The following is a 22,202-nucleotide window of genomic DNA, read 5'->3' as shown; positions in this document are numbered from 1 at the left end:
AGCCATCTGCCATGACACCGGCGCTCGCCATCTGGACGCCGGAGGACGGTCTTCTAGGCGCGCTCGCACCACTCGGTCTGGCGCTCGCCGCCGGATCGGCTCTGGTGATCGACCTGGACCGGGGCGGGCCCCGGTACCCGGGGGAGAGGTCGCTGGCAGACATGGTCGAAACCGGTCCCCGCCGCCGCGACCTGCAGCCGCGACCCGGCGTCGCCGTGCTTCGCAACGGCGGGGTGGAGCCGGCTCGTGCCGCCCCGGTGGTGGAGGCGCTGCTCGCCGCCCATCCCCGGGTGGTGCTGCGGCTCCCGCCGCGTCCCGAGCCGGTCGGCGTTCCCATGCCGGTGGTCCCGGTTCGGCTCCTCTTGCCCGGCAGCCTGTTTCCCCTGCCGGAACAGCCGGCTGTGTTCCAGGCCACCCCGGCGTGGGTCCGGCTCCCGGCACCGGGAGTGCGTCTGCCGGTGCCCCGGGTCACCACCGTGACGGCCCTCATCTCCGGTCGCCGCCCCGCCGGGAGCGACCCCTGGGTCTCCGCCTGGCACTCGGCATGGAGCTTCCCGTGGACGCGGTGAGCCGTGTCGTCGAGCGAATCGTCGCCGCAGGCGTCCCGCTGCGTCGTCCCGACGTCGGACGTGCGGCGGTGTTGCTCGCAGCCGAGGAGGCGCCACTCGACCTCACCGTCGCCGATCGCGTCGTGGCCGAGCTGGTCGGTCTCGGCCCTCTGGAGCCGCTGCTCGCCGACCCGCTGGTCACCGACATCCTGGTGAACCGTCACGACGAGGTGTGGGTGGAGCGCTCTGGAGTGTTGAAGAGGGCGGCGGTCGCCTTCTCCGGTCCCGATGCCGTGGTGGCCGCGGTGGAGCGCGTGATCGCCTCGCTCGGGCTGCGGCTCGATCGAGCCTCCCCGGCGGTCGACGCCCGCCTCCCGGACGGCTCCCGGCTCCACGCCGTGATCCCTCCCGCCGCCGTCGACGGGCCAGTGGTGGCGATCCGCCGATTCCGAGCCGCAATCGCCTCGCTCTCCGGGCTGATCGATGCCGGCGGAATCGACGACCAGGGCGCCGGTCTGCTCAGGGAGGCGATCATCGGTCGGGCCAACGTCCTCGTCTGCGGCGGAACGGGATCGGGCAAGACCACGCTTCTCAACGTGCTCTCGGCGGAGATTCCGACCGACGAGCGGGTGGTCACCGTCGAGGATGCCGCCGAACTTCGCCTCTCAGGGCACGTGGTTCGGCTCGAGGCTCGGCCACCCAACGCCGAGGGTGCCGGCGAGATCACCCTGCGCACCCTGGTTCGCCATGCCCTGAGGCTGCGCCCCGACCGGATCGTGGTCGGGGAGGTGCGCGGGCCCGAAGCCTTCGACCTGATCCAGGCGATGAGCACCGGGCACGCAGGATCGATGGGAACGGTCCACGCCGGTGGCCCGGACGAGGCGCTGTGGCGTCTGGAGACCCTGGCGGTCTCCGGTGCCCACCAGGTGCCCGAGGTGGCGGTGCGTCGCATGCTGCGCGGCGCCATCGACCTGGTCGTGTACCTGGAACGGCGTGGAGGCGGGAGGCGGGTGGTATCGGTGGGGCGGGTCGGTGAGGACGCCGTCGAGGAGGTCTGGCGATGCTGATGGCAGTGGTCGTCGCAGCCGGTGTGGTGTCGGGTGCTCCCTGGTGGCTGCCCGTCGGCGCCTGGCTCGTCTTCGCCCATCCGGGGGCGGCACTGGCCGTTGCGGCGGGATGGGTCGTCTGGGGGCGGCGGAGCGCCACTCGTGGCCGGGCCGGTCCCGACGACGAGGCGGTGTTCCTGCGCTCTCTCGCCGCCGAGCTGACCGCCGGCGCCTCGCTGCGCTCCGCCCTCGCCGCGGCCGTCGGGCATGCTCCCCGCCTCGATCTCTCGGGTGCGGCCCGGGCGGCGGTGGCCGGGCTTCCCGCTCCCGTCGTGGCGAGGATGCTGGGCAAGGCGCTGCCGGTGAACGGGCGAGCGGCGGCCGCCACCTGGCTGCTGGCCTCGGAGAGTGGCGGTCCGGCGGCGACGATGATGCAGTCTCTTGCTCTGCGCGCCGGCCGTGAGGGCGAGCTGCTGCGTGAACGCCGGGCGCTGACCGCCCAGGCGAGGGCATCGGCATGGGTCGTCGCCGGCCTCCCGGCGCTGCTCCTGGCCGGGTTGGTCATTTCGGGTCGGCTATCGGCAGGAGACGACCCGGTTGTCGGCCTCGTGGTGGCCGTTGGTGTCGTCCTGCAGGTGCTCGGAGTGGCTTCGGTGGTGGCGATGGTGAAGAGGGCGGAGGCATGATCGCCGGGGCTGCGGCGATCTTGGCCGGCCTCTGGGCGGAGCGCGCCGGGCTGCACTCGGTGTTGGCAGCCGGCTCGGCCTGGCTGATGCTGGCTAGCCCGATGACAGCCATGGCATGCGGCGTGGTCGCGATCGCCGCAGTGCGGTGGCGCCGGGCAGCCGCCGTCACCAGGGTCGAGCGAGCCGCCGACGGCGACCTCGTGCTCCTCGCCGACCTGCTCGCCGTGGGGGTGGCCTCGGGTCGCACCGTGCGGGGCTCCTTCGAGGCAGCGGTCGCCCATGTCCATCCCGGGGTCGGCCACGATGTCGACCTCCTGCTGGCCGAGATGGATCACTCGGGGACCTCCGTCGCCCTTGCCGCGGCCTCGGGTCGGCTCGCCCCGGTGTGCCGCGTGGCAGCCTCGGCGGCGCTCTCGGGAGCTCCGGTGGCCTCTGCCCTCGCCGCCCACGCCGAACAGGAACGCCACACCCGTCACTCGGCGCGGGTAGCGGCGGCCCGACGCCTGCCGGTGCGCCTGCTGTTGCCGCTGGCGCTTCTCATCCTTCCTGGTTTCGTCGTTCTCGCCGTCGGCCCGGCCCTGATCCACTCGCTGGCGCGGCTCACCCTCCCCTGATGAAAGGAGCCATCATGTCCGAATCGGGTCAGGCGACCGCCGAGTACGCCCTGGTGATCGTTGCCGCAGCCGTCGTGGCCCTTGCCCTGATCTCCTGGGTCTCCGGGTCGGACGCGCTGCCCTCCTTCTTCGAGGCGGTGCTCGACCGGGTGCGCGGGTTTGCCGGCGGGTGAGCGGGGGAGCGCCGCCGTGGAGTTCGCCCTGGTGCTCCCGCTGGTCCTCGTCGTGCTCCTCGCCGTCGTCGAGGTGGCGGTGGTGGCCCGCACCCAGATCGAAGTCGCCCACGCCGCCCGAGAGGGAGCGCGTCAGGCCGCCACCTCACCCGAGGTGGATCGGGCGGTGGCCGCCGTGAAGCGGTCGCTTCCTCCCGAGGCGGCGGGGCGGGCGAGGGTCTCGGTGTCGCGCGAGCACTTCGTCGGTGGAGCCGCCGAGGTGGTGGTGCGCATCCGGCATCGGGTGGCGGCCCCCGTGTTCGGTGGATTCGACGTGGTCCTCATGGGGCGCGCCGTGATGCGCGTCGAACGGTGACCGATAGGGGCAGCATCGCGGTGACCCTGGTGGCGGTGATCGCCGCCGCCCTCGTGCTCGGAGTCGGGATCGCCGACGTCGCCATCTGGATGCGGGCTCGCACCGAGGCGTCGGCCGCCGCCGACGCCGCCGCCCTGGCGGCGGCCCCGGTCACCTTCCAGGCGTTCGGCGCAAGGGGCACCGCCGCCGAGGAGGCGACCCGCTTCGCCGAGATGAACGGAGCTCGTATGGTCTGGTGCGTCTGCCCGCCCGACCCCTCGTGGGAGCCGCGCACCGTGGAGGTGGAGGTGGCGGTCGACGTCGAGGTCTGGCCCCTGGGGCGGTTCAGCGTCACCGCCCGCAGCAAGGCCGAGTTCGTCCCGGCGATGCTCCTGGGATGAGCGGCCCGGCCCGGGGTCCGAGGACCCCGGCGCGGGCGTCCGCTCAGGCCCCCGGTGCACCCAGTCGATAGCGCACCATCACTCCGTAGACGGTCCTGTTGCTGGCGGTCTGACCGGCACTCACCCAGTAGGCCCAGTTCTCGTTGTCGACGATCTCTCTGCCGGCGGTGATCGTCATCGTCGCGAAAGCAGTGTCTCCGCCGCTGGTGGCCGACGACACCGACGCGATCTCCTGTGTGGTAGTCATCCCGGACCGTCCCAAGGCCACCTCGAACTCGAGCACCGACGAGTCGTAACCGATGGCCTTCAGCTCGAGGATCTCGGCACCGTGGGGCAGGTCGATCGAGGCGTAGAGGGTCCCACCGCTCGTGGAGTATGCCTGGGTCCCGCTGGCGAAGCCGGCTGAGTCCTGCGTGACGGTGAAGGCGGCCGCAGCCACGGACGACCAGGACTCGATCGGGTAGACGGAGGCGGCGAAGAGGGCGTTGGTCTCGTATCGGTTCGCCCCGCCGATTCTCTCCACCGTGGCCGTGGGGAGCAGGGACTCCAGGGCGTTCTGCATCGCCGCCGAGATCGCCGACTCACCCCCGATTATCACGACCTTCTTCGGGTCCAGGCGGATGAGCTCGGTCTGGGTGACAGACGGAATCGGAGGGTCGGTTGGCACCAGGATCACGGGAGTGGCCAGCGCGCCCGCCCCAGGACCGATCCCGAGCGAATCCGGGTAGTTGGTCGCCACCGCGACGTAGACCAGGTCGACGCTGACACCCTGCTCGGCGCCGGCCTCGGCGACGTCGCCTCTGGCCACCCAGACCGCGGTGACGACCGTCAGGAGGGCGACCGTCCAGGCCAGGTCCCTTCTGCGCAGTCGGAGTCCCAACATGTTGCTCTCCTTGGCAAGTGGAGTCGAACCCTACGCCGCCACCGAGCCGGGCGTTGGGTCGAGACCATGCAGGGCGCGAGGTTCGGTCTTGCCCCCGCAAGATGACCTCTCCTGGCGGTTCGAGCCAGGCTTGCCTCCCGTCCGCTGTTGATCCCTTCTTGGAACCACCACTCCGGCGGGGAATCATCGGTGATGGGCAAGGCCCCCGGTGACCGCAGTTTCCGTCTTGGGCAACAGGAGATTGGCGTCTCCCGGTCCAAGGTGGGCAGAGAGTCCGGTGGGTGCCGCGCAGGGCATCCCGGGCCCGTCGAGATCGAAACGCCCCTCGAGGAGGCCCGAGTGGCGTCGGAGACCAACCGCGTAATCCCCGGCAGTTGCCGGACATGTAGGAGCATGGAGAGCGCCATGGCAGTGAGCCGGTCCGGTCGATGGTCGCCCGAAGAGGCGTTTCGCGACGTGTTCGCCACCCACTACGGGGCGGTGTTCGGGTACGCGGCGCGTCGGATCGGGCACGACGCCGCCGCCGACGCCGCCGCCGACGTGTTCACGGTGGCGTGGCGGCGGATCCGAGGGGTCCCGGCCGAGCCCGAGACCTTGCCCTGGCTGTACGGCGTGGCACGGCGCGTGGTCGCCTCGCATCTGCGGGCGAATCGGCGTCGGGACCGCCTGCACGTTCGCGCCGCCGCCCACGCCCCAGCAGGTCGGCTCGAGCACGACCCGGCAGGGCTCGGCTCCGTCCTGGAGTCTCTCCGCGAATCCGATCGAGAGGTGCTGATGCTGGCGGCGTGGGAGGGCCTCGGCCCCGACGCCATCGGCAGGGCACTCGGCTGTTCCAAGAACGCGGCCGCCGTGCGGCTGCATCGCGCCCGGGCCCGGCTGGCGGAGGTCTGGGATCAGGAGAGAGGTGTGAGATGAGCCGTGACCCGTTCGACGAGATGAGGCGCCGCAACCCTGCTCCGTCCGACGGGCTCCCCGGGGCGCCGATGTCGGTCGCCGATCGCATCGTGTCGGGGAGCCGACGCGCCGGGATGCCGGGCTGGGTGGCTGCGGCCGTTGCCGCCATCGCCGTGATGGTCACCGGGTTCGGGGTGCTGTGGTTTCTGCGCAGCGGCCCAGAGCCGGGGTTCGCCGACGGCGGGTCGTCGACCACCCTCGCCCCGGCCACTTCGGATGGGGTGGACACCACCGTTGCCGTGCCGGTCGACGTCGAGTCGGTCGTCTACCTCTTCATGGACCAGGTCTCCGAGGGTGCCGCCGGGCCATTCCTGGTTCCCGTCGACATGACCGGGTGGTCGGCCACGCTCTCGGACAGCGGGCAGGCCTCCTCTCCTGCACTCGTCGCCCTTCGGGCGCTGCTGGCGAGCCCGACCCCGGGTCAGTCGGAGGGGACTCCAGCGCTCAGCAGTGCCATCCCATCGGACACGGTCGCCCACTCGGTCGAGATGGATGGGGGTACTGCTGTGGTCGACCTCTCCACCGAGTTCGCATCCGGTGGAGGGTCGTTCTCGATGCGCGCCCGGTTGGCACAGGTCGTGTACACCCTCACCGCCATCGATGGCGTGACCGGCGTGCGTTTCGAGATCGAAGGTGAGCCCACCACCGTCTTCGGCGGCGAGGGAGTGATCGTCGACGACCCCGCCACTCGAGCCGGATTCGAGGACCTGCTCCCGCCGGTGTTCATCGAGACGCCGGCACATCTCGGGGTGGGGAAAGGGGACCCTGCGGGCACCGGCAACCCGTTGGTCGTCTCCGGCAGTGCCAACGTGTTCGAGGCGACGGTGAGCCTGGCCCTCACCGACGGCGACGGCCTCATCCTGTGGGAGGGCTTCGCCACCGCCACCTGCGGGACGGGGTGTCGCGGTGACTGGCAGGTGTCCATCCCCTACGAGGTGGAGCAGGAGCAGTGGGGCAGCCTGGTCGCCTGGGAGGCATCAGCCGAGGATGGGCGTCAGACGAACATCCGGGAGCACCGGGTGTGGCTGGTCCCGGGCGGCGACGACACCGTGGTGACGGGCACCCTGCCTCCCATGGGTGGTGAGTGCTCGGGTGCCGATGCCGGGATGGTCCCGATCGACGACCAGGAAGAGACCCTCCCCGCCGCCGTCGCCGGGAAGCGCGCCGCCATCTGGGAAGCCGCCATCGAGTGCGATTGGGAGCAACTGGACCGGCTGCTGGGGCAAGGCTTCTCCTACACCTTCGGTGCCGACGAGGACCCGATCGCCTTCTGGCAGGAGGACGAGGCGCGTGGCGGTCGGCCCATGTACCACCTGGCCGGGCTGCTGGCCAGGCCGTACGGCACGATCGGCGGTGACGGCAACCCGCTCTACTACGTGTGGCCGTCGGCCTTCGGGCCCGAGTGGGCCGACGTCCCCGAGGCCGATCGGGCAGCCCTGCGTCCCCTGTACGACGACGAGGACTTCGCCTTCTTCGCCGAGTTCGGTGGGTACGTCGGGTACCGGGTGGGGATCCTCGAAGACGGCACCTGGGAGTTCTTCATCGCCGGAGACTGAACCGGCGGAGATCCCGGCCACCGCAGCCCGTCGGCGTGATACGACCCGCCTGGGTCGGAGGCCGGCGGGCTGCAGTGCCGTCGTGGGTGTGGTCGGCGGCTTTTCCCTCAGACCCCGGAGCCGTATCGTCATGGCGTGGAGCCCACCACTGCCGCCTGGCACAACCTCGCCGCCGACGAGGTGGCGGCGGCGCTGGGCACCGACCTCACCGCAGGGCTCACCAACGAAGAGGCGGGGCGTAGGCTCGTCGAGTTCGGCCCCAACCGACTCGAGCCCGAGTCCAGGACGCCGTGGTGGCGGCTGCTCGCCCACCAGTTCGCCGACGTGCTGGCCATGGTCCTGGTGGCTGCCGCAGCCGTCAGCGGGATCGCCCTGGGGGAGTGGGTGGACGCCGGAGTGATCGCCGCCATCGTGGTCCTCAACGCCCTGCTCGGGTTCACCCAGGAGTTCCGTGCCGAGGCCGCCATGTCCCGTCTGGAGACGATGGCGGCGCCGGATGCCGTCGTCCGGCGATCCGGGGCGACCCGGATGGTCCCCGCCACCGAGATCGTGCCCGGGGACGTCATCGCCCTGGAAGCCGGTTCGGTGGTCCCGGCCGATGCCCGGCTGGTCGAATCCGCCCATCTCGAGGTCGACGAGTCGATGCTCACCGGCGAGTCATTCGCCGCGGCGAAGGACGTGACAGCGGTGGCAGTGGGGGTCGCCATCGGGGATCGAAGAGGCATGGTCCACGCCGGCACCACCGTCGCCAGCGGACGGGGCCGGGCGGTGGTCACCGCCACCGGAGCCCGCACCGAGTTCGGCCGGATCGCTGCCGCCATGGAGGTCGCCGAACCGGCGACTCCGCTCCAGGTGGAGCTGGACCGGGTCGGCAAGCGCCTGGCACTCGTCGCCGCTGCCACCGCCGTGCTCGTGTTCGCCAGCGGATCGGTCCGGGGGTTCCCGGCCGAGACCATGTTCCTCACGGCGGTGGCGCTCGCCGTGGCCGCCATTCCCGAGGGCCTGCCCACGGTGGTCACCATCACCCTCGCCGGAGGGATGCAGCGCATGGCGCGTCGCAACGCCATCGTGCGGCGACTGCCTGCCGTGGAGACCCTCGGTGCTGCATCCGTGATCTGCACCGACAAGACCGGCACCCTCACCCGCAACCAGATGGCGGTGCAGATGGTCCACGTGTCCGGTGAGGCCTGGTCTCTGGCCTCTCTCGACGACGACCGGCGGGTACCCCGGTTCCTCGAGGTCGCGGTGCTGTGCAACGATGCCGTGGATGCGCCGGGAGGCTGGCTGGGCGACGCCACCGAAGTCGCCCTGGTCGAGGCTGCTGTCATCGCCGGGCTCGCCCCGGCGGCCATCAGGGGCGCCTTTCCCCGGCACGACGAGTTCGCCTTCGACTCGGGCCGCAAGCGTATGGCGACGGTGCACCGGGCCTCCGGAGGATGGCGGGTGGCGGTAAAGGGGGCCCCGGAGTCGGTGTTGGAACGCTGCACTCGGGTCGCCGGCGCCGCCGGGGATCTCCCTCTCGACGAGAGCGAGCGGGCCCGGGTGCTGGAGGCAGCACAGGACCTGGCTGCCGACGGCCTGCGAACACTCCTTCTCGCCGAGAAGACCGTCGACTCCCCCCCGACCACGATCGACGACGCCGAGAGCGACCTCGTGCTGCTGGCCCTGGTCGGCATCTCCGATGCCATCCGTCCGGAGGCGGCGCCTGCCGTCGCCGAGGCGCAGGGCGCCGGGATCACAGTGGTGATGGTCACCGGCGACCACGAGGTGACGGCGCGTACCGTCGCCCAGAGCGTCGGCATCATCCCCGAGGAGGCCGGCGACGTGACGCTGATGCCGGGAAGCCGCCTGCGGACCACGACCGCCGCCGACCTCGCCGAGGCCGCTCCGAGCGTCTTGGTCTACAGCCGGATCGACCCACTGGACAAGGTGAAGATCGTCGAGGCGTGGCAGCGGCGGGGGGCGGTGGTCGCCATGACCGGCGACGGCGTGAACGACGCTCCGGCACTTCGCGCCGCCGACATCGGGGTGGCGATGGGGAGTGGCACCGACGTCGCCCGGGAGGCGTCCGACATGGTCCTTGCCGACGACGACTTCGCAACCATCGTCGCCGCGGTGCGCGAGGGGCGCACAATATTCGCCAACCTGACCCGGGTGGTGCGTTTCCTGGTCGCCGGCAACCTCTCCGAGGTCCTGGTGATGGTGGTCGGGTTCCTCGCCTTCGGGGGCCTGGGCGAGACCCTGCTGGCGACGCAGCTGCTGTGGGTCAACCTGGTCACAGACGGGTTCCCGGCACTCGCCCTCGGCGTCGACCCGCCGGAGGACGACGTCATGGCCCGTCCGCCGGATCGAGAGCGCGACATCCTGGGTCGTAAGCGATGGCCGGATCTCCTGGCCCGCGGCGTGATCCTGGCCGGGGCCACCCTCGCCGCCCTGGTCGTGGCCCACTACGGCCTCGACCTGGAGTGGCCCGAGGTGCAGACCACCGTGTTCACCACGCTGGTCCTGGTGCAGATGGCCGCCGCCTACGCCGTCCGGGCCCGGGGCGATCGTCCCAACCGCTCCCTCGCCCTGGCCCTCGCCGGCTCGGTGGCGCTGCAGGCAGCCGTGCTGTACACGCCGGTCGGAGCCGCCCTCTTCGAGGTGGTGCCGCTGGGCCCGGCCCCCGTGCTACTGGCGGTGGCGCTCAGCGGTCTCGCCTACCTCTCGCTCGTCGTTCTCACTCGTGCGGGCCGCTGAGGCGGCGGCCGGGAGGTCGATCCGGCCCGATCACCCGGCCTCGTCGAGCTTCCCGTCGTCGAGGTCCCGGTAGATCTTCTCGGCCCCTGCCTCCTCGAGGACGACCACCGACGCTCCCTTCACAAGCTGCGAGCGACCCGGCAACACGACGTTGCCCACCTTCTCGGGGTCGATGTAGAACGCCTGGGCCCCGAGGGTGAGCAGCTGCTCCAGTGTGAGGTCGGTCCAGGTGTGATCGGCGAGGATCGCCACCAGTGCGGGCAGATCGGTCACGCTCCTCTCGTGGATCGCGGCGAGGGCGGCGGCGATCACCTCTCCCTGATGCAGCGAGCGCGTGAAGTCCCCTCCCGGAATGCTTCGTACCCGGCTGAATGCCAGCGCCGCCGCCCCCCAGAGCCGCTGGAGCCCGGCGACCAGGTTGGCCTCGGCCCGCCAGTCGACCATCGGGTAGGGAACCCGGACCTGGACTCCGCCGAAGTCGTTCACCAGGGCGGTGAACCCGCTGAATCCGGTGATCAGGTAGCCCTCTATCGGCAGCCCGGAGAGGCTGCGGGCGATCTCGACCATCTCCTCGGAGTGGGTCTCGGAGACGGCGTTGACATGGGTGAACTTGTCGTCCCCGTACGACGCCTCCACGAGGGTGTCGCGGGGAAACCCCATGATCGCCCCGGCCCGGGCATCGACGTTGGATGAGAGGACGTGGATGCTGTCGGCGCGGTAGAGGCGCTGCGACTCGCCGGGCCGGGCGTCGGACCCGAGCACCAGCACGTGGCGGATCGGATCGCCGTACCAAGGCCCAAGATCGAAGCGGGTCAGGTCGGCGCCGACGACCCTCCAACCCGAGCCGTCGTCGACCAGGAGCACCACGTCGTCGTCCACCCGCGCCACCGCCACGCTTCCCTCCTCGGTCTCGGCGGCGTAGAGGCTGCCGACGAGGTCGACGTCCTCGGTGAAGGACACCGCCCACACATGGTCCACCAGGCCGAACGGGACGTCGGGAAGCAGGCGCGAACGGTCCCCGAGCCAGGCGTAGAACCCGGCGACGGCGGCGCCGGCAGCCGGTTCGCCTTCGAAGGCAACCGTCACCGCCGCGCGGGTCTCGGGAGGCGGTCCGAGCGTCGCCTCCGTGGAGGAGGCGGCCACCGTCGTCGTCGCCGAACGCGTGGTGGTCGTGATCTCCGCAGGAACCGTGGTGCTGGTCGCTGCTGCACCCCCGCCGCAGGCGCCCAGGAGCAGCGTCCAGGCGGCGAGTGCGGTGCCCGCTCTCACGGGCCCTTGGGTGAACGCCCGGCGGGGAGGAACCTGAGCAGCAGGAACCCGGTGATGCCGGCGACCAGCGAGCCGGCGAAGATGCCGGTCTTGGCGAGGTCGATGACGGTCGGGTCGGTGTAGGCGAGTGAGGCCACGAACAGCGCCACCGTGAAGCCGATCCCGCCGACCGTGGCGACGCCCACGATGTGGCCCCACCGGGTGTGCAGCGGGAGCACCCCCAGCCGGAGGCGCACCGCCAGCCAGGCGAAGAAGGTGATCCCGACCATCTTCCCCACGAGGAGGCCCAGGGCCACGCCGAGGGCGACCGGATGGGTGATCGAATCGGCGAGGCTCACCCCGCGGAACGAGACCCCGGCGTTGGCCAGGGCGAACAGGGGAACCACGAGGAACGAAGACCAGGGGAGGAGGGCGTCCTCGATCCGGGCGAGCGGCGACACCGACTCGCGGGCGATCTGGGCCAGGGCGAGCGCCTCGTGATCCACCCGGTCGGGTCCGCTGGGGGCGGAGGCGTCGAACTCGTATCGGTCGAGGATGCGCGAAGCCCGCTCGTGATACTCACGGTCGGTGTACATCGCCCGTGCCGGGGTCATCAACCCCAGCGCCACCCCGGCGAGGGTGGCGTGCACGCCACTCTCCAGAAGGAAGAACCAGGCGACCGTGCCGGCTACGGCGTAGAAGAGGATCGATCGGACGTGGGCTCGTGCCGACAGCCTGATCACGACCAGGGTGACGATGGCCGCCGTCAGGTAACCGATGGCGAGGTCCTCGGTGTAGAAGACGGCGATCACCAGGATGGCCCCGATGTCGTCGACGATCGCCAGGGCCAGCAGGAACAGCTTGGCTCCGATGGGAACCCGGTGACCCACTAGTGCCACCACCCCCACGGCAAAGGCGATGTCGGTGGCCATGGGGATTCCCCAGCCGTGCGAGGCGTCGGTGCCGCCGTTGAAGGCGAGGAAGATGGCGGCCGGGACGATCATGCCGCCGAGCGCCGCCACCACCGGGAGGGCAGCAGCCTTGGGGTTGCGAAGGTCGCCGGTCACCAGCTCCCGCTTGATCTCCAGGCCGACGACGAAGAAGAAGATCGTCATCAGGCCGTCGTTGACCATCAAGCGAAGGGTCTCTTCGATGTGGAATGAACCCAGTGTGAACTCGATCGGCGTGTTCCAGAAACTCTCGTAGGAGTCGCCGAAGGGAGCGTTGGCCCAGAAGAGGGCGATGGCCGCCGAGATCAGCAGGACGATGCCCCCCACCTCTTCGACGTGGGCGAAGCGCAGCAGGGGACGCACGAACCGGCTGGGGAGGGCCCGGTCCGAGGTGATCCATGTGACGTGATCGCGCGGAGGCGGCGGTGGCGGCACGATGAGGCAGAGTAGTGGCCGCGGGGGGTGGGGTCGTTCGATGACTGCCACCGCTGGGTCGCTAGTGTTTTTCTCTCCCCACCCTTTCGAGGTCACATGCGCATCGCCATCGTCGGGGCCGGAACCGTCGGCTCCCACCTCGCCGCGAGGCTCACCGACGAGGGGCACTCGGTCCTGGTCCTGGAGGTCGATCCGGTCGCCGCATCCGAACTGGAGAAGCGGGTCGACTGTCGCGTGGTGGTGGCCAACGGCGCCAGCATCCAGGCCCAGGAGCGCGCCGGCGTCGCTGCCATCGACCTGCTCATCGCCGTCACCTCGTCCGACGCCGTGAACGTCCTCGCCTGCGGGGCGGCGGCCCGGCTCGGCGTGGAGCGGCGGGTGGCGAGAGTCCAGGATCCGACGCTGCGCGACGGCCTCGAGGCCCAGGGTGTGGACATCGTCATCGATCCGGTTGAGGCGCTGGCCCGGCAGCTCGTCCTGCTCGCTCGCCACTCGGGTGTGTCCGAGGTGAGGGAGTTCGCCGACGGCAGGATCGGCCTGTTCGGCGGGCGGGTGCAGCCCGACTCGCCTCTGGACGGGATCACCCTGCGGGCTCTGCGGCAGCGGGTCACCGCCTGGGACTGGATCGTCGCCGCCAAGGTGCGCGACGGCGCCACCTTCATCGCCCGGGCGGACACCATGGTCCAGGCCGGGGATCACGTCCTGGTGGTGGCCTCCGGGAACTCGTCGGGCGAGGCGCTTCGCCTCATGGGGGTGAGCGAGCACCCGGCGCGTCGGGCCGTCATCCTCGGTGCCACCCGGCTGGGCGTGCTCACCGCCGAGAAGTTCGCCGATGCCGGGATCGAGACCACGCTGGTCGATGCCGACTCCGAGGCCTGTCGCTCCTTGACCAAGCGCCGGGGTCGCCTCGAGGTCATCTGTGGTGATCCCACCGACACCCGGGTGCTCGAAGGTGCAGGCGTGGCCAAGGCCGACGTGGTGCTCGGGCTCTCCGGTCGCGACGAGATCAACATCCTCGGCTGCCTGGTGGCCAAGGGCCTGGGCGTGCCCTTCGCCATCTCTCGGTTCCGGCGGCTCGAGTACGTCTCCCTGCTCGCCGGTCACGGCATCGACACCGGGGTGTCGTCGCGACTCGCCGCCGCCAACGAGATCCTGCGCCTGGTTCGCCGGGGCACCATCCACTCGGTCACCACCTTCCAGGACACCGAAGCCGAGGCCATCGAGCTCCAGGTGGGCGCCGCCAGCTCGGCGATCGGCAAGACCCTCACCGAGGTGAGCCTGCCCAAATCGGCAATCGTCGGCGGCGTCATCCGCGCCGATACCGCCTTCATCCCCCACGGCAGCACGGTCATCGAGGCCAGCGACCGGCTGATCGCCATCGTGCTCCCCGAGGCGGTGCGCTCCTTGGAGAAGCTGTTCGCCTGAGGCGTCTCGGCCGCAGGTGGCGCCGGAGCTGCAGTTCGGCTTCCTACACTCGCAACAATGCGGGTGGTCATCGCGGGCTGCGGTCGGGTGGGCCGCCAGGTTGCCCTGCTCCTCTCCGGAGCGGGAGACGACGTATCGGTGGTCGACAGCCGCCCCGAGTCGGCCGACGCCCTAGGCCTCTCCTTCGACGGCACCTTTCACCAGGGGATGGTGTACGACGTCGACGTGTTGATCGAGGCCGGGATCAAGGATGCCGACGCCTTCCTGGCGGTCACCAACTCCGACAACGCCAACCTGATGGCCGCCCAGATCGCCAAGGAGGTGTTCGGTGTGTCGCGTTCGATCGCCCGCCTCGATGATCCGACTCGGGAGCGGTCGTACCGGGCGCTGAACGTCGATTTCGTGGCCGGGACCCACCTGGTCGCCCAGGTGATGGTGGAGCGGATCCGCGAGCCCGACTTCGCCTACCACGTGTCGTTCCCCAGCGGCGACGTCCAGGTGCTCGAGATGGTGGTCGGTGACCACGCCTCCGGGGTCACCATTCGCGCCCTGGAGAGGGAGGGACGGCTCCGGGTGGCTGCTGTGCGTCGCGGCGACAAGGTGATGGTGGGCGACCCGGAGATGGCACTCGAGAGCGGCGACATAGTGGTCGCCGGCGTGAAGCTCGGATCCGAGCGGGAGCTGCGGGCCTTCCTCGCCGCCGAAGGGGGCGAGACATGAGGGTGGTGCTCGTCGGCGGTGGCAAGGTGGGCGGGTACGTCGCTCGTCAGCTCGTGGAGACGGGCAACTCGGTGGTGGTCGTCGAGGAGTCCGTGGCCCACGCCGAGCGGCTTGCCGAGGAGGTCGAAGTGCTGGTGATACGCGGCGACGGCACCGACCCGGCGATCCTGACCGAGGCGGAGGTGGCCCGGGCCGACTGGCTCCTCGCCGTGACCGGGCTCGACGAGGTGAACCTGGTCGCCTGCGAGCTGGGGACCACGCTCGGGGCGCGGCGCACACTTGCTCGGCTCAACGACCCGCGCAACCGGGCCACGTTCAAGGCGCTGGGGATCCCGGTGGTCGCCGTCACCGACCTGATCGGCGAGGTGATCGAACGCGAGATCGACCGCGAGCAGCTGGAGCGGGTGACCCTCATCGGCGGCGGAGCGATAAGCCTCATCGAAGTGGAGATCCCGTCGTCGTGCCCGCCGCGACGGATCGCCGACCTCGACCTCCCCGGCCAGTCGTTGGTGGTGACCGTGGTGGACCCGGAGGGCCTGGCGACAGTGCCCGGAGCCACCACCGTGATCCGGCCCGGTGACCGGGTCGTCGCCGTGACCTCGCTGGACCTGGAGCCCAAGGTGCGCGACACCCTCTGCGGGAACGGCTCGTGACCCGGCCGCGGCGCTCCTGGGGTACGCGCCTGCTCAGTGGCCTCACCGTGTTCGGCTGGGAGGCGGCGGCGGTCGGGGTGTCTGTCGCCATCGCCTTCGTCATCGCCCTGGTGGCGCTGGCCCTGGTCTGATGCTGGTTCGCCCCGACGCCGACGACTTTCGCCTCATCGGCCACTTCCTGGGGCGTATCTCGACCGTGATGGCGGCGGCATCGCTGCTTCCGGCCGCCTGGGCGGCCATCGGGAGGGAGTGGGGCCCGTTCTCGTCGTTCGTCCTCATGGCGGGCGTCTTCGCCGTGCTCGGCTCCGCCGGAACCTCGCTGCGCCACCAGCAGTCGCGGCTCGACTGGTCGCACGGGATGGTGGTCGTGGCGCTCACATGGCTGTTGGTGCCCATAATCGGGGCCATCCCCTTCTGGCTCTCGGGGCACTTCGCCGACCCTCTCGACGCGGTGTTCGACGCCCTCAGCGGGCTCACCACCACCGGGCTCTCGGTGATGCAGGACCTCGATCATCTCGCCCCGTCGCTCAACTTCTGGCGCCATCTGCTGCACTTCCTCGGCGGGCAGGGCATCGTGCTCGCCGCCATCTCGCTGTTCGCCGGAGGCGCCGGGATGACCCTCTACTACGGGGAGGCCCGCGACGAGAAGATCTTCCCGTCGGTCACCTCGACGGCACGCTTCATCTGGGCGGTGAGCCTGGTGCACCTGGTGTTCGGAGTGGCGCTCCTCGCCCTCGTCGGGGTGTTCCTCGTCGGTCTCGATCCGATCCGCGCCCTCTTCCATGGGCTCATGATCTTCTTCGCCGGGTTCGACACCGGTGGGTTCGCCCCCCAGTCGACGAGCCTCGGCTACTACCACTCGGTGTGGTTCGAGGCGGTGGCGGCCATCCTCATGGTGGCCGGGGCGCTCTCCTTCGGGCTCCACTTCGCCCTGTGGCGTCGCCGAAGCCGTGATGCCATGCGCAACCTGGAGACCCGCACCATCGTCGGCACCTTCGTCGCCGCCCTGGTGGTCACGCTGGGGGGCCTGGCGGCGCTGGGCATCTACACCGACGCCGTCGGGCTCACCCGGCAGGGGCTGTTCCACGTGCTCTCGGCGCACACCGGAACCGGATTCGCCACCGTTCCCTCGATCGAGATGGCCGCCTGGTCGGGCCTCGCCTTCGGCGGCATAGCGGTGGCGATGGCCCTCGGAGGCATGGCCTCCTCGACCGCCGGCGGGGTCAAGTCGTTGCGGGTCGGCCTGACCCTGAAGGTGATCCGGGACCAGGTTCGCCAGGTGCTGCTCCCCCAGCACGCCGTGGTCGCCCAGACCTACCGCCAGGGCGGGAAACGTCGGCTCACCCCGGCCCTGGCCCAGGCGGTGCTGACCGTCTCCCTGCTCTACGTGGCCATGTACCTGGTGGGTACCGGGGTCGGGATCGCCCATGGCGCATCGCTTCAGGCGGCCCTGTTCGAGTCGGTGAGCGCCGGGGCCAACGTCGGGCTCAGCGTCGGGATCACCGACGGTTCGATGCCGGTGCTGCTCCAGGTCACCTACATGGGGCAGATGTGGCTGGGAAGGCTCGAGTTCGTGGCCGTGTTCGCCCTGGTCGGGTTCATCGTGGCTTGGGTGCGGGGCCGATGAGGTTCCGGATCGCCGCCTTCGCCGCCGCCTCCCTGCTGGCCGCTGCCCCCGCCTTGGCCGGCGACACGGTGGCGGTCACCGATCTCCTCGCCGATTCCGCCGCCTACGACTCGGATCTGGTCGGTGAGATCACCGTACGCGGCGAGCTGGTCGGCGATTTCATGCGCCGCGACGTTCACGTGTGGGTGCAGATCAACGGAGACCCGTATGTGGACGCTCCGCTGGGAGAGGGCAACCCCGTCGCCGGTTCCAACTCGGGGATCGGGGCGCGCATCCCCAATGCCGAGTTCGACGCTCTCGGCGTGGAGCGCCCCGGCGGGTATCGGGTTCGGGGGCCGATCGTGGTGGCCACGGGAGAGTGGCGGCACCACGACCAGGAGCGGGGCGGAGAGTCGTATCTGGAGGTCCACTCCGTGGTCCTGGAGGCGGCCGAGCGGGAGATCGACGACCCGTGGCGCCCCTGGGCGGTGATCGTCGGCGGCCTCATGCTGGCGCTGGGAGTGCTGCCGCGTCTGGTCGGGCGAAGGGGCTGAGACTCCCTTCCTATACTTCCGCCACCGCATCGTCGTGGAGGAAGACCCGTGGAAACCGAATTCTGGTTGTACGCCGCCGTCGCCGCCGGCGCGTTGGGCCTGCTGCTCGCCGTCTGGTACGCCCGCAAGGTGCTGGCTGCGCCTCCGGGCAACGAGCGGATGCAGGAGATCGCAGCCGCGATCCGCGAGGGTTCCATGGCCTTTCTCAGGCGCGAGTACACCTGGGTCGCAGGTTTCGTCGTCGCCATGGCGGCCCTGATCTTCCTGCTCCTCGACTACGGCCGGCCGTGGGGCGCCATCGCATACGTGTTCGGCGCCATCCTCTCCGCCGCCGCCGGATTCGCCGGGATGCGGATCGCCACCGCCGCCAACACCCGCACCGCCGAAGCGGCGCGCGTCGGTGGCGTGCGCCTCGCCCTCCCGCTCGCCTTCCGGGGCGGGGCGGTGATGGGCTTCTCCGTCGCCGGGCTCGGCCTTCTCGGACTGGCGCTCGGTTATCTGGTCTTCGTGGAGTGGCTCGAGGTCGACCAGCCGTTCCAGGTGCTGACCGCCATCGGCCTGGGCGGCTCCTCGATCGCCCTCTTCGCCCGCGTCGGCGGCGGCATCTACACCAAGGCTGCCGACGTCGGCGCCGACCTCGTGGGGAAGGTGGAGGCCGGAATCCCGGAGGACGACCCCCGCAACCCGGCGGTGATCGCCGACAACGTGGGGGACAACGTCGGCGACGTCGCCGGGATGGGCGCCGACCTCTTCGAGTCGTACGTGGGCTCGCTGATCGCCCCCATCGCCTTCGCCGCATTCGTCTTCGCCGGAACCGACTTCCAGGCGATGGCGCTGGTGTTCCCCCTGGCGGTGGCGACCGTGGGAATGGGCGCATCCATCCTCGGATCCTTCCTGGTGCGACCCCGCGGCGACAACCTGGCTGCGGCCCTGCATCGGGGCACCTACGCCGCCGCCGGCCTCACCGTGCTCGGAGTGCTCGGGCTGTCCTTCTGGATGTTCGGCGACAAGGCCGACGTGGACAACGCCCTCGGGCTGTTCCTGGCGGTGGTGATCGGGCTCGCCGTCGGGCTGGCGGTGGGCCAGCTGTCCGAGATGTTCACCTCAGATCACTGGAGGCCGGTGAAGAACATCGCCAAGCAGTCGGGGACCGGCCCGGCGACCGTGGTGCTCGCCGGCATCGCCGACGGGATGCGCTCGGCGGCGTTCTCGGTGATCGTCGTCGCCGCAGGCATCGCCGGGGCCTACTGGGCGGGTGAGCTGGCCTTTGCCGACGGCGGGATCTACGGGATCGCCATCGCCGCCATCGGCGTGCTCGCCACGCTGGGAATCACCGTCTCGGTGGACGCCTACGGGCCGATCGCCGACAACGCCGGCGGCATCGCCGAGATGGCCCACCTCCCCAAGGAGGTGCGCCAGGCCACCGACGCCCTCGACTCGCTGGGCAACACCACGGCGGCGGTGGCCAAGGGTTTCGCCATCGCCTCGGCGGCGGTCACCGCCCTTGCCCTGTTCTTCACCTTCAAGGAGGCGGTCGGCCTCGAAGTGATCGACATCATCCGGGTGGAGACCACGGTCGGCCTGTTCCTGGGCGCAATGTTCCCGTTCCTGTTCGCCGCCCTCACCATCAAGGCCGTGGGCCGGGCCGCCAATCAGATGATCGAGGAGGTGCGGCGTCAGTTCCGCGAGATCCCCGGCCTGCGCGAGGGCCGCGAGGACGCCCGGCCCGAGTACGCCAGGTGCGTCGACATCTCCACGGCTGCGGCGCTCAGGGAGATGGTGATCCCGGGTGCCCTGGCGGTGATCCTGCCGCTCTCGATCGGGTTCATCGACCCCGAGGCCCTTGGTGGGTTCCTCGCCGGGGCGCTCATCACCGGGTTCCTGCTGGCCATCTTCATGGCCAACGCCGGTGGCGCCTGGGACAACGCCAAGAAGTTCATCGAGGCCGGTGCCTACGGGGGGAAGGGCTCCGACGCCCACAAGGCGGCGGTCGTGGGCGACACCATCGGGGACCCCTTCAAGGACACCGCCGGTCCGGCGATGAACATCGTCATCAAGGTGATGACCATCGTCTCGCTGATCTTCGCCTCGGCCTTCGTCTAGGCGAGGACCGGGCGAGGAACCAGAGGGCCGCCCTCAACCGTTCTGGCGTCGCTTGCGCTCCCAGAACTCGCGCTCGGCGCGGCGCCGGGTGCGGCTCACCAGGATCCACAGGCCGGTGATGATCCCGGCGAACACCAGCCACACCAAGGCCGCCCCGGCGTCGTCTGGGAGTGTGGGACCGCCCGGCTCGGCCTGCAGATTGAGCACGTGGAGCATGGGTTTAGCCTACGACCCCGACCGCGGAGCCATCGCCTGAGCATCGAGATCACCTTCGTTCGCCACGCCGAGACCGACGCCAACGCCGGTGGCGTCTGGCAAGGCCAAGGCGGTCACGGGCTGTCGGCGAGGGGACGCGCCCAGGCCAAGGCTCTCGGAGAGCGCCTTGGCCGGTACGAGTTCGATCGCGTGATCGTCTCCGATCTCCCCCGCACCATGGAGACGGCGGCGTTGGCCGGCCTCGATGCCGTCCCCGATCCGGCCTGGCGGGAGATCGACATCGGCCGGTGGCAGGGGCTCACCCGCGACGAGGTCGTGGAGCGCTACCCCGAAGAGTCTGCCGCCTGGTCGTCGGGGGAGCCGATCGCCATGGGCGGCGGCGAGTCGTGGCCAGGTTTCTCCGCCCGTGTGGAGCGCGCCCTCGACGCCTTGGTCGAGTCGACGCCCCACGGATCGAGGGTGTTGGTGGTCACCCACGGCGGCAACGTTCACGCCGTGATGGGCAACCGGCTCGGCTTCGGGCCGGGTGCGCGCCCATGGCCGCTGGAGCGGGTTCGCAACGCCTCGATCACCCAGACGGTGGTTGCGGGCGATCGATTCCACCTGCAGACCTACAACGACGCCCGGCACGCCGGCTCGCTCCCCGACGGTGCCGGCACACTGATGCTGGTTCGTCACGCCGAGACCGAAGCCAACCGCTCGGGCCAGTGGCACGGCCGAACCGACGGCCCTCTCAGCGACCATGGCCGGGTGCAGGCGGCGGCGGCGGCGTCCGCTCTCCCCCCGGCATCCCGGATCCTCTCCTCGCCCCTGGAGCGCACCCGGACCACGGCGGCCGCCTACGCCGCCCGGCTCGGCCTCGAAGTCCAGCTCGAGTCCGACCTGATCGAGATCGATTTCGGCACCTGGGAGGGCCTGACCACATCGGAGATCCAGGAGCGCTTCGCCGACGAGTGGCATCGGGTGTTCGAGGAGGGGCGGGACGATCCGCGCGGCGGCTCGGGAGAGACCTTCGAGGCGGCCGGCTCCCGCATGCAGGCGGTGGTGGAGAGGGTGGCCGAGGTCGTCGGGGCCGAGCGCGCCGCCCTGTTCACCCACGGCGGCGCCATCTGGACGCTGGCGGGGCGGGTCCTCGGCTTGCGATGGCCGGAGCAGCGGCTGCTCGACATTCCGGGAAACACCAGCATCACCCATGTGCAACGGATCGACGGGAGGCTCCGCCTGGTCGATTACAACCTTTCGGCGACATGAGGGTGCTTCTGGTCACCAACGACTACCCGCCCCGGCCCGGCGGGATCCAGCAGTACCTGGCCGGGCTGGTGGCGGCCCTCGGTGGCGACGTCCGGGTGCTGGCGCCGCGCGACGACGAAGCCACCGCCGACCCCGCGGTGCGCCGCGGGCGGCGTCGGTTCATGTGGCCGACCCGACGAACCCGCCGTTGGATCGCCGCCGAGATCGCCGAGTTTCGCCCCGACGTCGTGCTCTTCGGCGCCCCTCATCCGCTCGCCCATGCCGGACCGGCACTGCGTCGCGAGACGGGGGTCCCTTACGCCGTCCTGTGTCACGGCGCCGAGGTCACCCTTCCCGCCGCGTTTCCGGGTCTGCGCCGGCTCGTGCGTTACCCGTTGCGGCGGGCCGACTTCCTCTTCGGCGTCTCCGGGTTCATCGCCGGTCGGGTGCGCCGTCTCACCCATCGGGAGGTGGTCACCCTCGGTGCCGGCGTGGGGCCCGAGTTCTCGCCGGCGGCGGCGACTCCGGTGACGCCGGTGGTGGGGTGTGTGTCCCGCTTCGTGCCCCGCAAGGGGCAGCGTCGCGTGCTGCGCGCCGCCGCCCGGCTGCGCGCCGAAGGGCGGCCCGTGGAGGTGCTGGTCGTGGGCAGGGGGCGAGACGAGAAGGCATTGCGACGCCTGGCCGACCGCCTCGAGGTCCCCACTCGTTTCGAGGTGGGCGTTCCCTACGCCGCCCTCCCCGGGCTGTACCGGGAGATGACCGTCTTCGCCATGCCCTGCCGGTCGCGCTGGTTCGGACTGGAGGCCGAAGGCTTTGGGATCGTGTACCTGGAGGCGGCGGCGAGCGGGCTCCCCGTGGTCGCCGGGGATTCGGGGGGAGCACCGGAGACGGTCGAGGCGGGCGTCACCGGTTTCGTCGTGGATGGGCTCGACACCCTCACCCAGGCCCTTCGTCTCCTCCTCGACGACCCCGACCTGGGCGTTCGGATGGGCACTGCCGGCGCCGCCCGCGCCGCCCGGATCTACTCGTGGGATGCGGTGCTGGCGCGGCTCGAGGAGGGCCTCGGCGGAGACGCCACGACCGGGCGTTCTTGACATTCACCCTCCGCCAGGCGTACACCTACTGACC

The 22,202-nt window shown here is 70.8% G+C and carries 23 protein-coding genes; 19 read left to right on the top strand and 4 right to left on the bottom strand.

Going from position 1 to position 22,202, the window contains the following annotated elements:
• The first annotated feature begins 11 nt into the window (after positions 1-11).
• The 7 genes from QY307_05150 to QY307_05120 are packed head-to-tail and all read left to right on the top strand — an operon-like array spanning position 12 to position 3,802.
• Positions 12-569 (top strand): hypothetical protein, encoded by a 558-nt coding sequence (locus tag QY307_05150; GenBank protein WKZ83629.1) that lies wholly within the window; start codon positions 12-14, stop codon positions 567-569.
• Complete coding sequence (locus QY307_05145; protein WKZ83628.1) at positions 545-1,615, top strand: CpaF family protein; 1,071 nt, start codon at positions 545-547, stop codon at positions 1,613-1,615. Before QY307_05150 ends, QY307_05145 begins: the two co-directional genes overlap by 25 nt.
• Positions 1,609-2,280 carry a type II secretion system F family protein gene (locus QY307_05140; protein WKZ83627.1) on the top strand — a complete coding sequence of 224 codons (672 nt, stop codon included), beginning with the start codon at positions 1,609-1,611 and terminating at the stop codon, positions 2,278-2,280. Before QY307_05145 ends, QY307_05140 begins: the two co-directional genes overlap by 7 nt.
• Positions 2,277-2,894: a type II secretion system F family protein gene (locus QY307_05135; protein WKZ83626.1), complete on the top strand. Its 618-nt coding sequence runs from the start codon at positions 2,277-2,279 to the stop codon at positions 2,892-2,894. Before QY307_05140 ends, QY307_05135 begins: the two co-directional genes overlap by 4 nt.
• Complete coding sequence (locus QY307_05130; GenBank protein WKZ83625.1) at positions 2,894-3,067, top strand: DUF4244 domain-containing protein; 174 nt, start codon at positions 2,894-2,896, stop codon at positions 3,065-3,067. Before QY307_05135 ends, QY307_05130 begins: the two co-directional genes overlap by 1 nt.
• Before the next feature lie 16 nt (positions 3,068-3,083).
• Positions 3,084-3,422 (top strand): TadE family type IV pilus minor pilin, encoded by a 339-nt coding sequence (locus QY307_05125; protein WKZ83624.1) that lies wholly within the window; start codon positions 3,084-3,086, stop codon positions 3,420-3,422.
• On the top strand, positions 3,419-3,802 hold the full coding sequence (locus QY307_05120; protein WKZ83623.1) for a pilus assembly protein TadG-related protein: 384 nt from the start codon (positions 3,419-3,421) through the stop codon (positions 3,800-3,802). The genes QY307_05125 and QY307_05120 overlap by 4 nt, the downstream gene beginning before the upstream one ends.
• Before the next feature lie 43 nt (positions 3,803-3,845).
• Here QY307_05120 and QY307_05115 read toward each other — a convergent pair whose 3' ends face one another.
• Positions 3,846-4,685, bottom strand: a complete 840-nt coding sequence (locus tag QY307_05115; protein ID WKZ83622.1) for a cell wall-binding repeat-containing protein — start codon at positions 4,683-4,685, stop codon at positions 3,846-3,848.
• Between the two features lie 405 nt (positions 4,686-5,090).
• Here QY307_05115 and QY307_05110 point away from each other — a divergent pair, with 405 nt between their 5' ends.
• The 3 genes from QY307_05110 (at position 5,091) to QY307_05100 (ending at position 9,934) form a co-directional block, all read left to right on the top strand.
• Complete coding sequence (locus QY307_05110; GenBank protein ID WKZ83621.1) at positions 5,091-5,600, top strand: sigma-70 family RNA polymerase sigma factor; 510 nt, start codon at positions 5,091-5,093, stop codon at positions 5,598-5,600.
• Positions 5,597-7,195 (top strand): GerMN domain-containing protein, encoded by a 1,599-nt coding sequence (locus QY307_05105; protein WKZ83620.1) that lies wholly within the window; start codon positions 5,597-5,599, stop codon positions 7,193-7,195. The genes QY307_05110 and QY307_05105 overlap by 4 nt, the downstream gene beginning before the upstream one ends.
• Before the next feature lie 135 nt (positions 7,196-7,330).
• The gene (locus tag QY307_05100; GenBank protein WKZ83619.1) at positions 7,331-9,934 is read left to right on the top strand and encodes a cation-transporting P-type ATPase; all 2,604 of its coding nucleotides are present in this window, start codon (positions 7,331-7,333) and stop codon (positions 9,932-9,934) included.
• Positions 9,935-9,964: 30 nt separating this feature from the next.
• Here the strand turns inward: QY307_05100 and QY307_05095 are convergent, their stop codons facing one another.
• Together QY307_05095 and nhaA are read right to left on the bottom strand one after the other, a co-directional pair.
• Positions 9,965-11,203 (bottom strand): LCP family protein, encoded by a 1,239-nt coding sequence (locus QY307_05095; GenBank protein ID WKZ83618.1) that lies wholly within the window; start codon positions 11,201-11,203, stop codon positions 9,965-9,967.
• Entirely contained in the window at positions 11,200-12,567 is a 1,368-nt protein-coding gene (nhaA, locus tag QY307_05090; protein ID WKZ83617.1) for a Na+/H+ antiporter NhaA, read from the bottom strand. Before nhaA ends, QY307_05095 begins: the two co-directional genes overlap by 4 nt.
• 96 nt (positions 12,568-12,663) lie before the next feature.
• On the opposite strand from nhaA, the gene trkA reads away from it, so the two are divergent.
• From trkA to QY307_05055, 7 genes are read left to right on the top strand one after another with little or no spacing between them, the layout of a single operon-like run.
• Positions 12,664-13,992, top strand: coding sequence for a Trk system potassium transporter TrkA (gene trkA / locus QY307_05085; GenBank protein WKZ83616.1), 1,329 nt, complete (start codon positions 12,664-12,666; stop codon positions 13,990-13,992).
• A 57-nt stretch (positions 13,993-14,049) separates the two neighbouring features.
• Positions 14,050-14,712, top strand: a complete 663-nt coding sequence (locus tag QY307_05080; protein WKZ83615.1) for a TrkA family potassium uptake protein — start codon at positions 14,050-14,052, stop codon at positions 14,710-14,712.
• Positions 14,709-15,365, top strand: a complete 657-nt coding sequence (locus QY307_05075) for an NAD-binding protein (protein WKZ83614.1) — start codon at positions 14,709-14,711, stop codon at positions 15,363-15,365. Before QY307_05080 ends, QY307_05075 begins: the two co-directional genes overlap by 4 nt.
• Complete coding sequence (locus tag QY307_05070) at positions 15,362-15,496, top strand: hypothetical protein (GenBank protein ID WKZ83613.1); 135 nt, start codon at positions 15,362-15,364, stop codon at positions 15,494-15,496. Before QY307_05075 ends, QY307_05070 begins: the two co-directional genes overlap by 4 nt.
• Entirely contained in the window at positions 15,496-16,992 is a 1,497-nt protein-coding gene (locus QY307_05065; protein ID WKZ83612.1) for a TrkH family potassium uptake protein, read from the top strand. Before QY307_05070 ends, QY307_05065 begins: the two co-directional genes overlap by 1 nt.
• A complete protein-coding gene (locus tag QY307_05060) occupies positions 16,989-17,525 on the top strand; it encodes a hypothetical protein (protein ID WKZ83611.1) in 537 nt (178 codons plus the stop codon). The genes QY307_05065 and QY307_05060 overlap by 4 nt, the downstream gene beginning before the upstream one ends.
• Positions 17,526-17,573: 48 nt before the next feature.
• Positions 17,574-19,628, top strand: coding sequence for a sodium-translocating pyrophosphatase (locus tag QY307_05055; GenBank protein ID WKZ83610.1), 2,055 nt, complete (start codon positions 17,574-17,576; stop codon positions 19,626-19,628).
• A 33-nt stretch (positions 19,629-19,661) separates the two neighbouring features.
• Here the strand turns inward: QY307_05055 and QY307_05050 are convergent, their stop codons facing one another.
• Positions 19,662-19,844 carry a hypothetical protein gene (locus tag QY307_05050; protein ID WKZ83609.1) on the bottom strand — a complete coding sequence of 61 codons (183 nt, stop codon included), beginning with the start codon at positions 19,842-19,844 and terminating at the stop codon, positions 19,662-19,664.
• On the opposite strand from QY307_05050, the gene QY307_05045 reads away from it, so the two are divergent.
• The gene (locus QY307_05045) at positions 19,836-21,095 is read left to right on the top strand and encodes a histidine phosphatase family protein (GenBank protein WKZ83608.1); all 1,260 of its coding nucleotides are present in this window, start codon (positions 19,836-19,838) and stop codon (positions 21,093-21,095) included. The two genes, QY307_05050 and QY307_05045, sit on opposite strands and share 9 nt — an antisense overlap.
• Entirely contained in the window at positions 21,092-22,168 is a 1,077-nt protein-coding gene (locus QY307_05040; GenBank protein ID WKZ83607.1) for a glycosyltransferase family 4 protein, read from the top strand. Before QY307_05045 ends, QY307_05040 begins: the two co-directional genes overlap by 4 nt.
• Positions 22,169-22,202: the final 34 nt, after the last annotated feature.

This window comes from Acidimicrobiia bacterium, from assembly GCA_030584185.1.
GTDB lineage: Bacteria > Actinomycetota > Acidimicrobiia > Spongiisociales > UBA11373.
The sequence above is the reverse complement of the archived record's forward strand: the minus strand, read 5'-3'. Positions and strand labels throughout refer to the sequence as shown.

Bases quoted from the DNA above. Each gene is read 5' to 3' on its own strand.
- QY307_05105 (WKZ83620.1), top strand. From the start codon at position 5,597: ATGAGCCGTGACCCGTTCGACGAGATGAGGCGCCGCAACCCTGCTCCG.
- QY307_05130 (WKZ83625.1), top strand. From the start codon at position 2,894: ATGAAAGGAGCCATCATGTCCGAATCGGGTCAGGCGACCGCCGAGTAC.
- QY307_05080 (WKZ83615.1), top strand. From the start codon at position 14,050: ATGCGGGTGGTCATCGCGGGCTGCGGTCGGGTGGGCCGCCAGGTTGCC.
- trkA (WKZ83616.1), top strand. From the start codon at position 12,664: ATGCGCATCGCCATCGTCGGGGCCGGAACCGTCGGCTCCCACCTCGCC.
- QY307_05040 (WKZ83607.1), top strand. From the start codon at position 21,092: ATGAGGGTGCTTCTGGTCACCAACGACTACCCGCCCCGGCCCGGCGGG.
- QY307_05145 (WKZ83628.1), top strand. From the start codon at position 545: ATGGAGCTTCCCGTGGACGCGGTGAGCCGTGTCGTCGAGCGAATCGTC.
- QY307_05135 (WKZ83626.1), top strand. From the start codon at position 2,277: ATGATCGCCGGGGCTGCGGCGATCTTGGCCGGCCTCTGGGCGGAGCGC.
- QY307_05075 (WKZ83614.1), top strand. From the start codon at position 14,709: ATGAGGGTGGTGCTCGTCGGCGGTGGCAAGGTGGGCGGGTACGTCGCT.
- QY307_05050 (WKZ83609.1), bottom strand. From the start codon at position 19,844: ATGCTCCACGTGCTCAATCTGCAGGCCGAGCCGGGCGGTCCCACACTC.
- QY307_05115 (WKZ83622.1), bottom strand. From the start codon at position 4,685: ATGTTGGGACTCCGACTGCGCAGAAGGGACCTGGCCTGGACGGTCGCC.
- QY307_05150 (WKZ83629.1), top strand. From the start codon at position 12: ATGACACCGGCGCTCGCCATCTGGACGCCGGAGGACGGTCTTCTAGGC.
- QY307_05060 (WKZ83611.1), top strand. From the start codon at position 16,989: ATGAGGTTCCGGATCGCCGCCTTCGCCGCCGCCTCCCTGCTGGCCGCT.
- QY307_05140 (WKZ83627.1), top strand. From the start codon at position 1,609: ATGCTGATGGCAGTGGTCGTCGCAGCCGGTGTGGTGTCGGGTGCTCCC.
- QY307_05110 (WKZ83621.1), top strand. From the start codon at position 5,091: ATGGCAGTGAGCCGGTCCGGTCGATGGTCGCCCGAAGAGGCGTTTCGC.
- QY307_05065 (WKZ83612.1), top strand. From the start codon at position 15,496: ATGCTGGTTCGCCCCGACGCCGACGACTTTCGCCTCATCGGCCACTTC.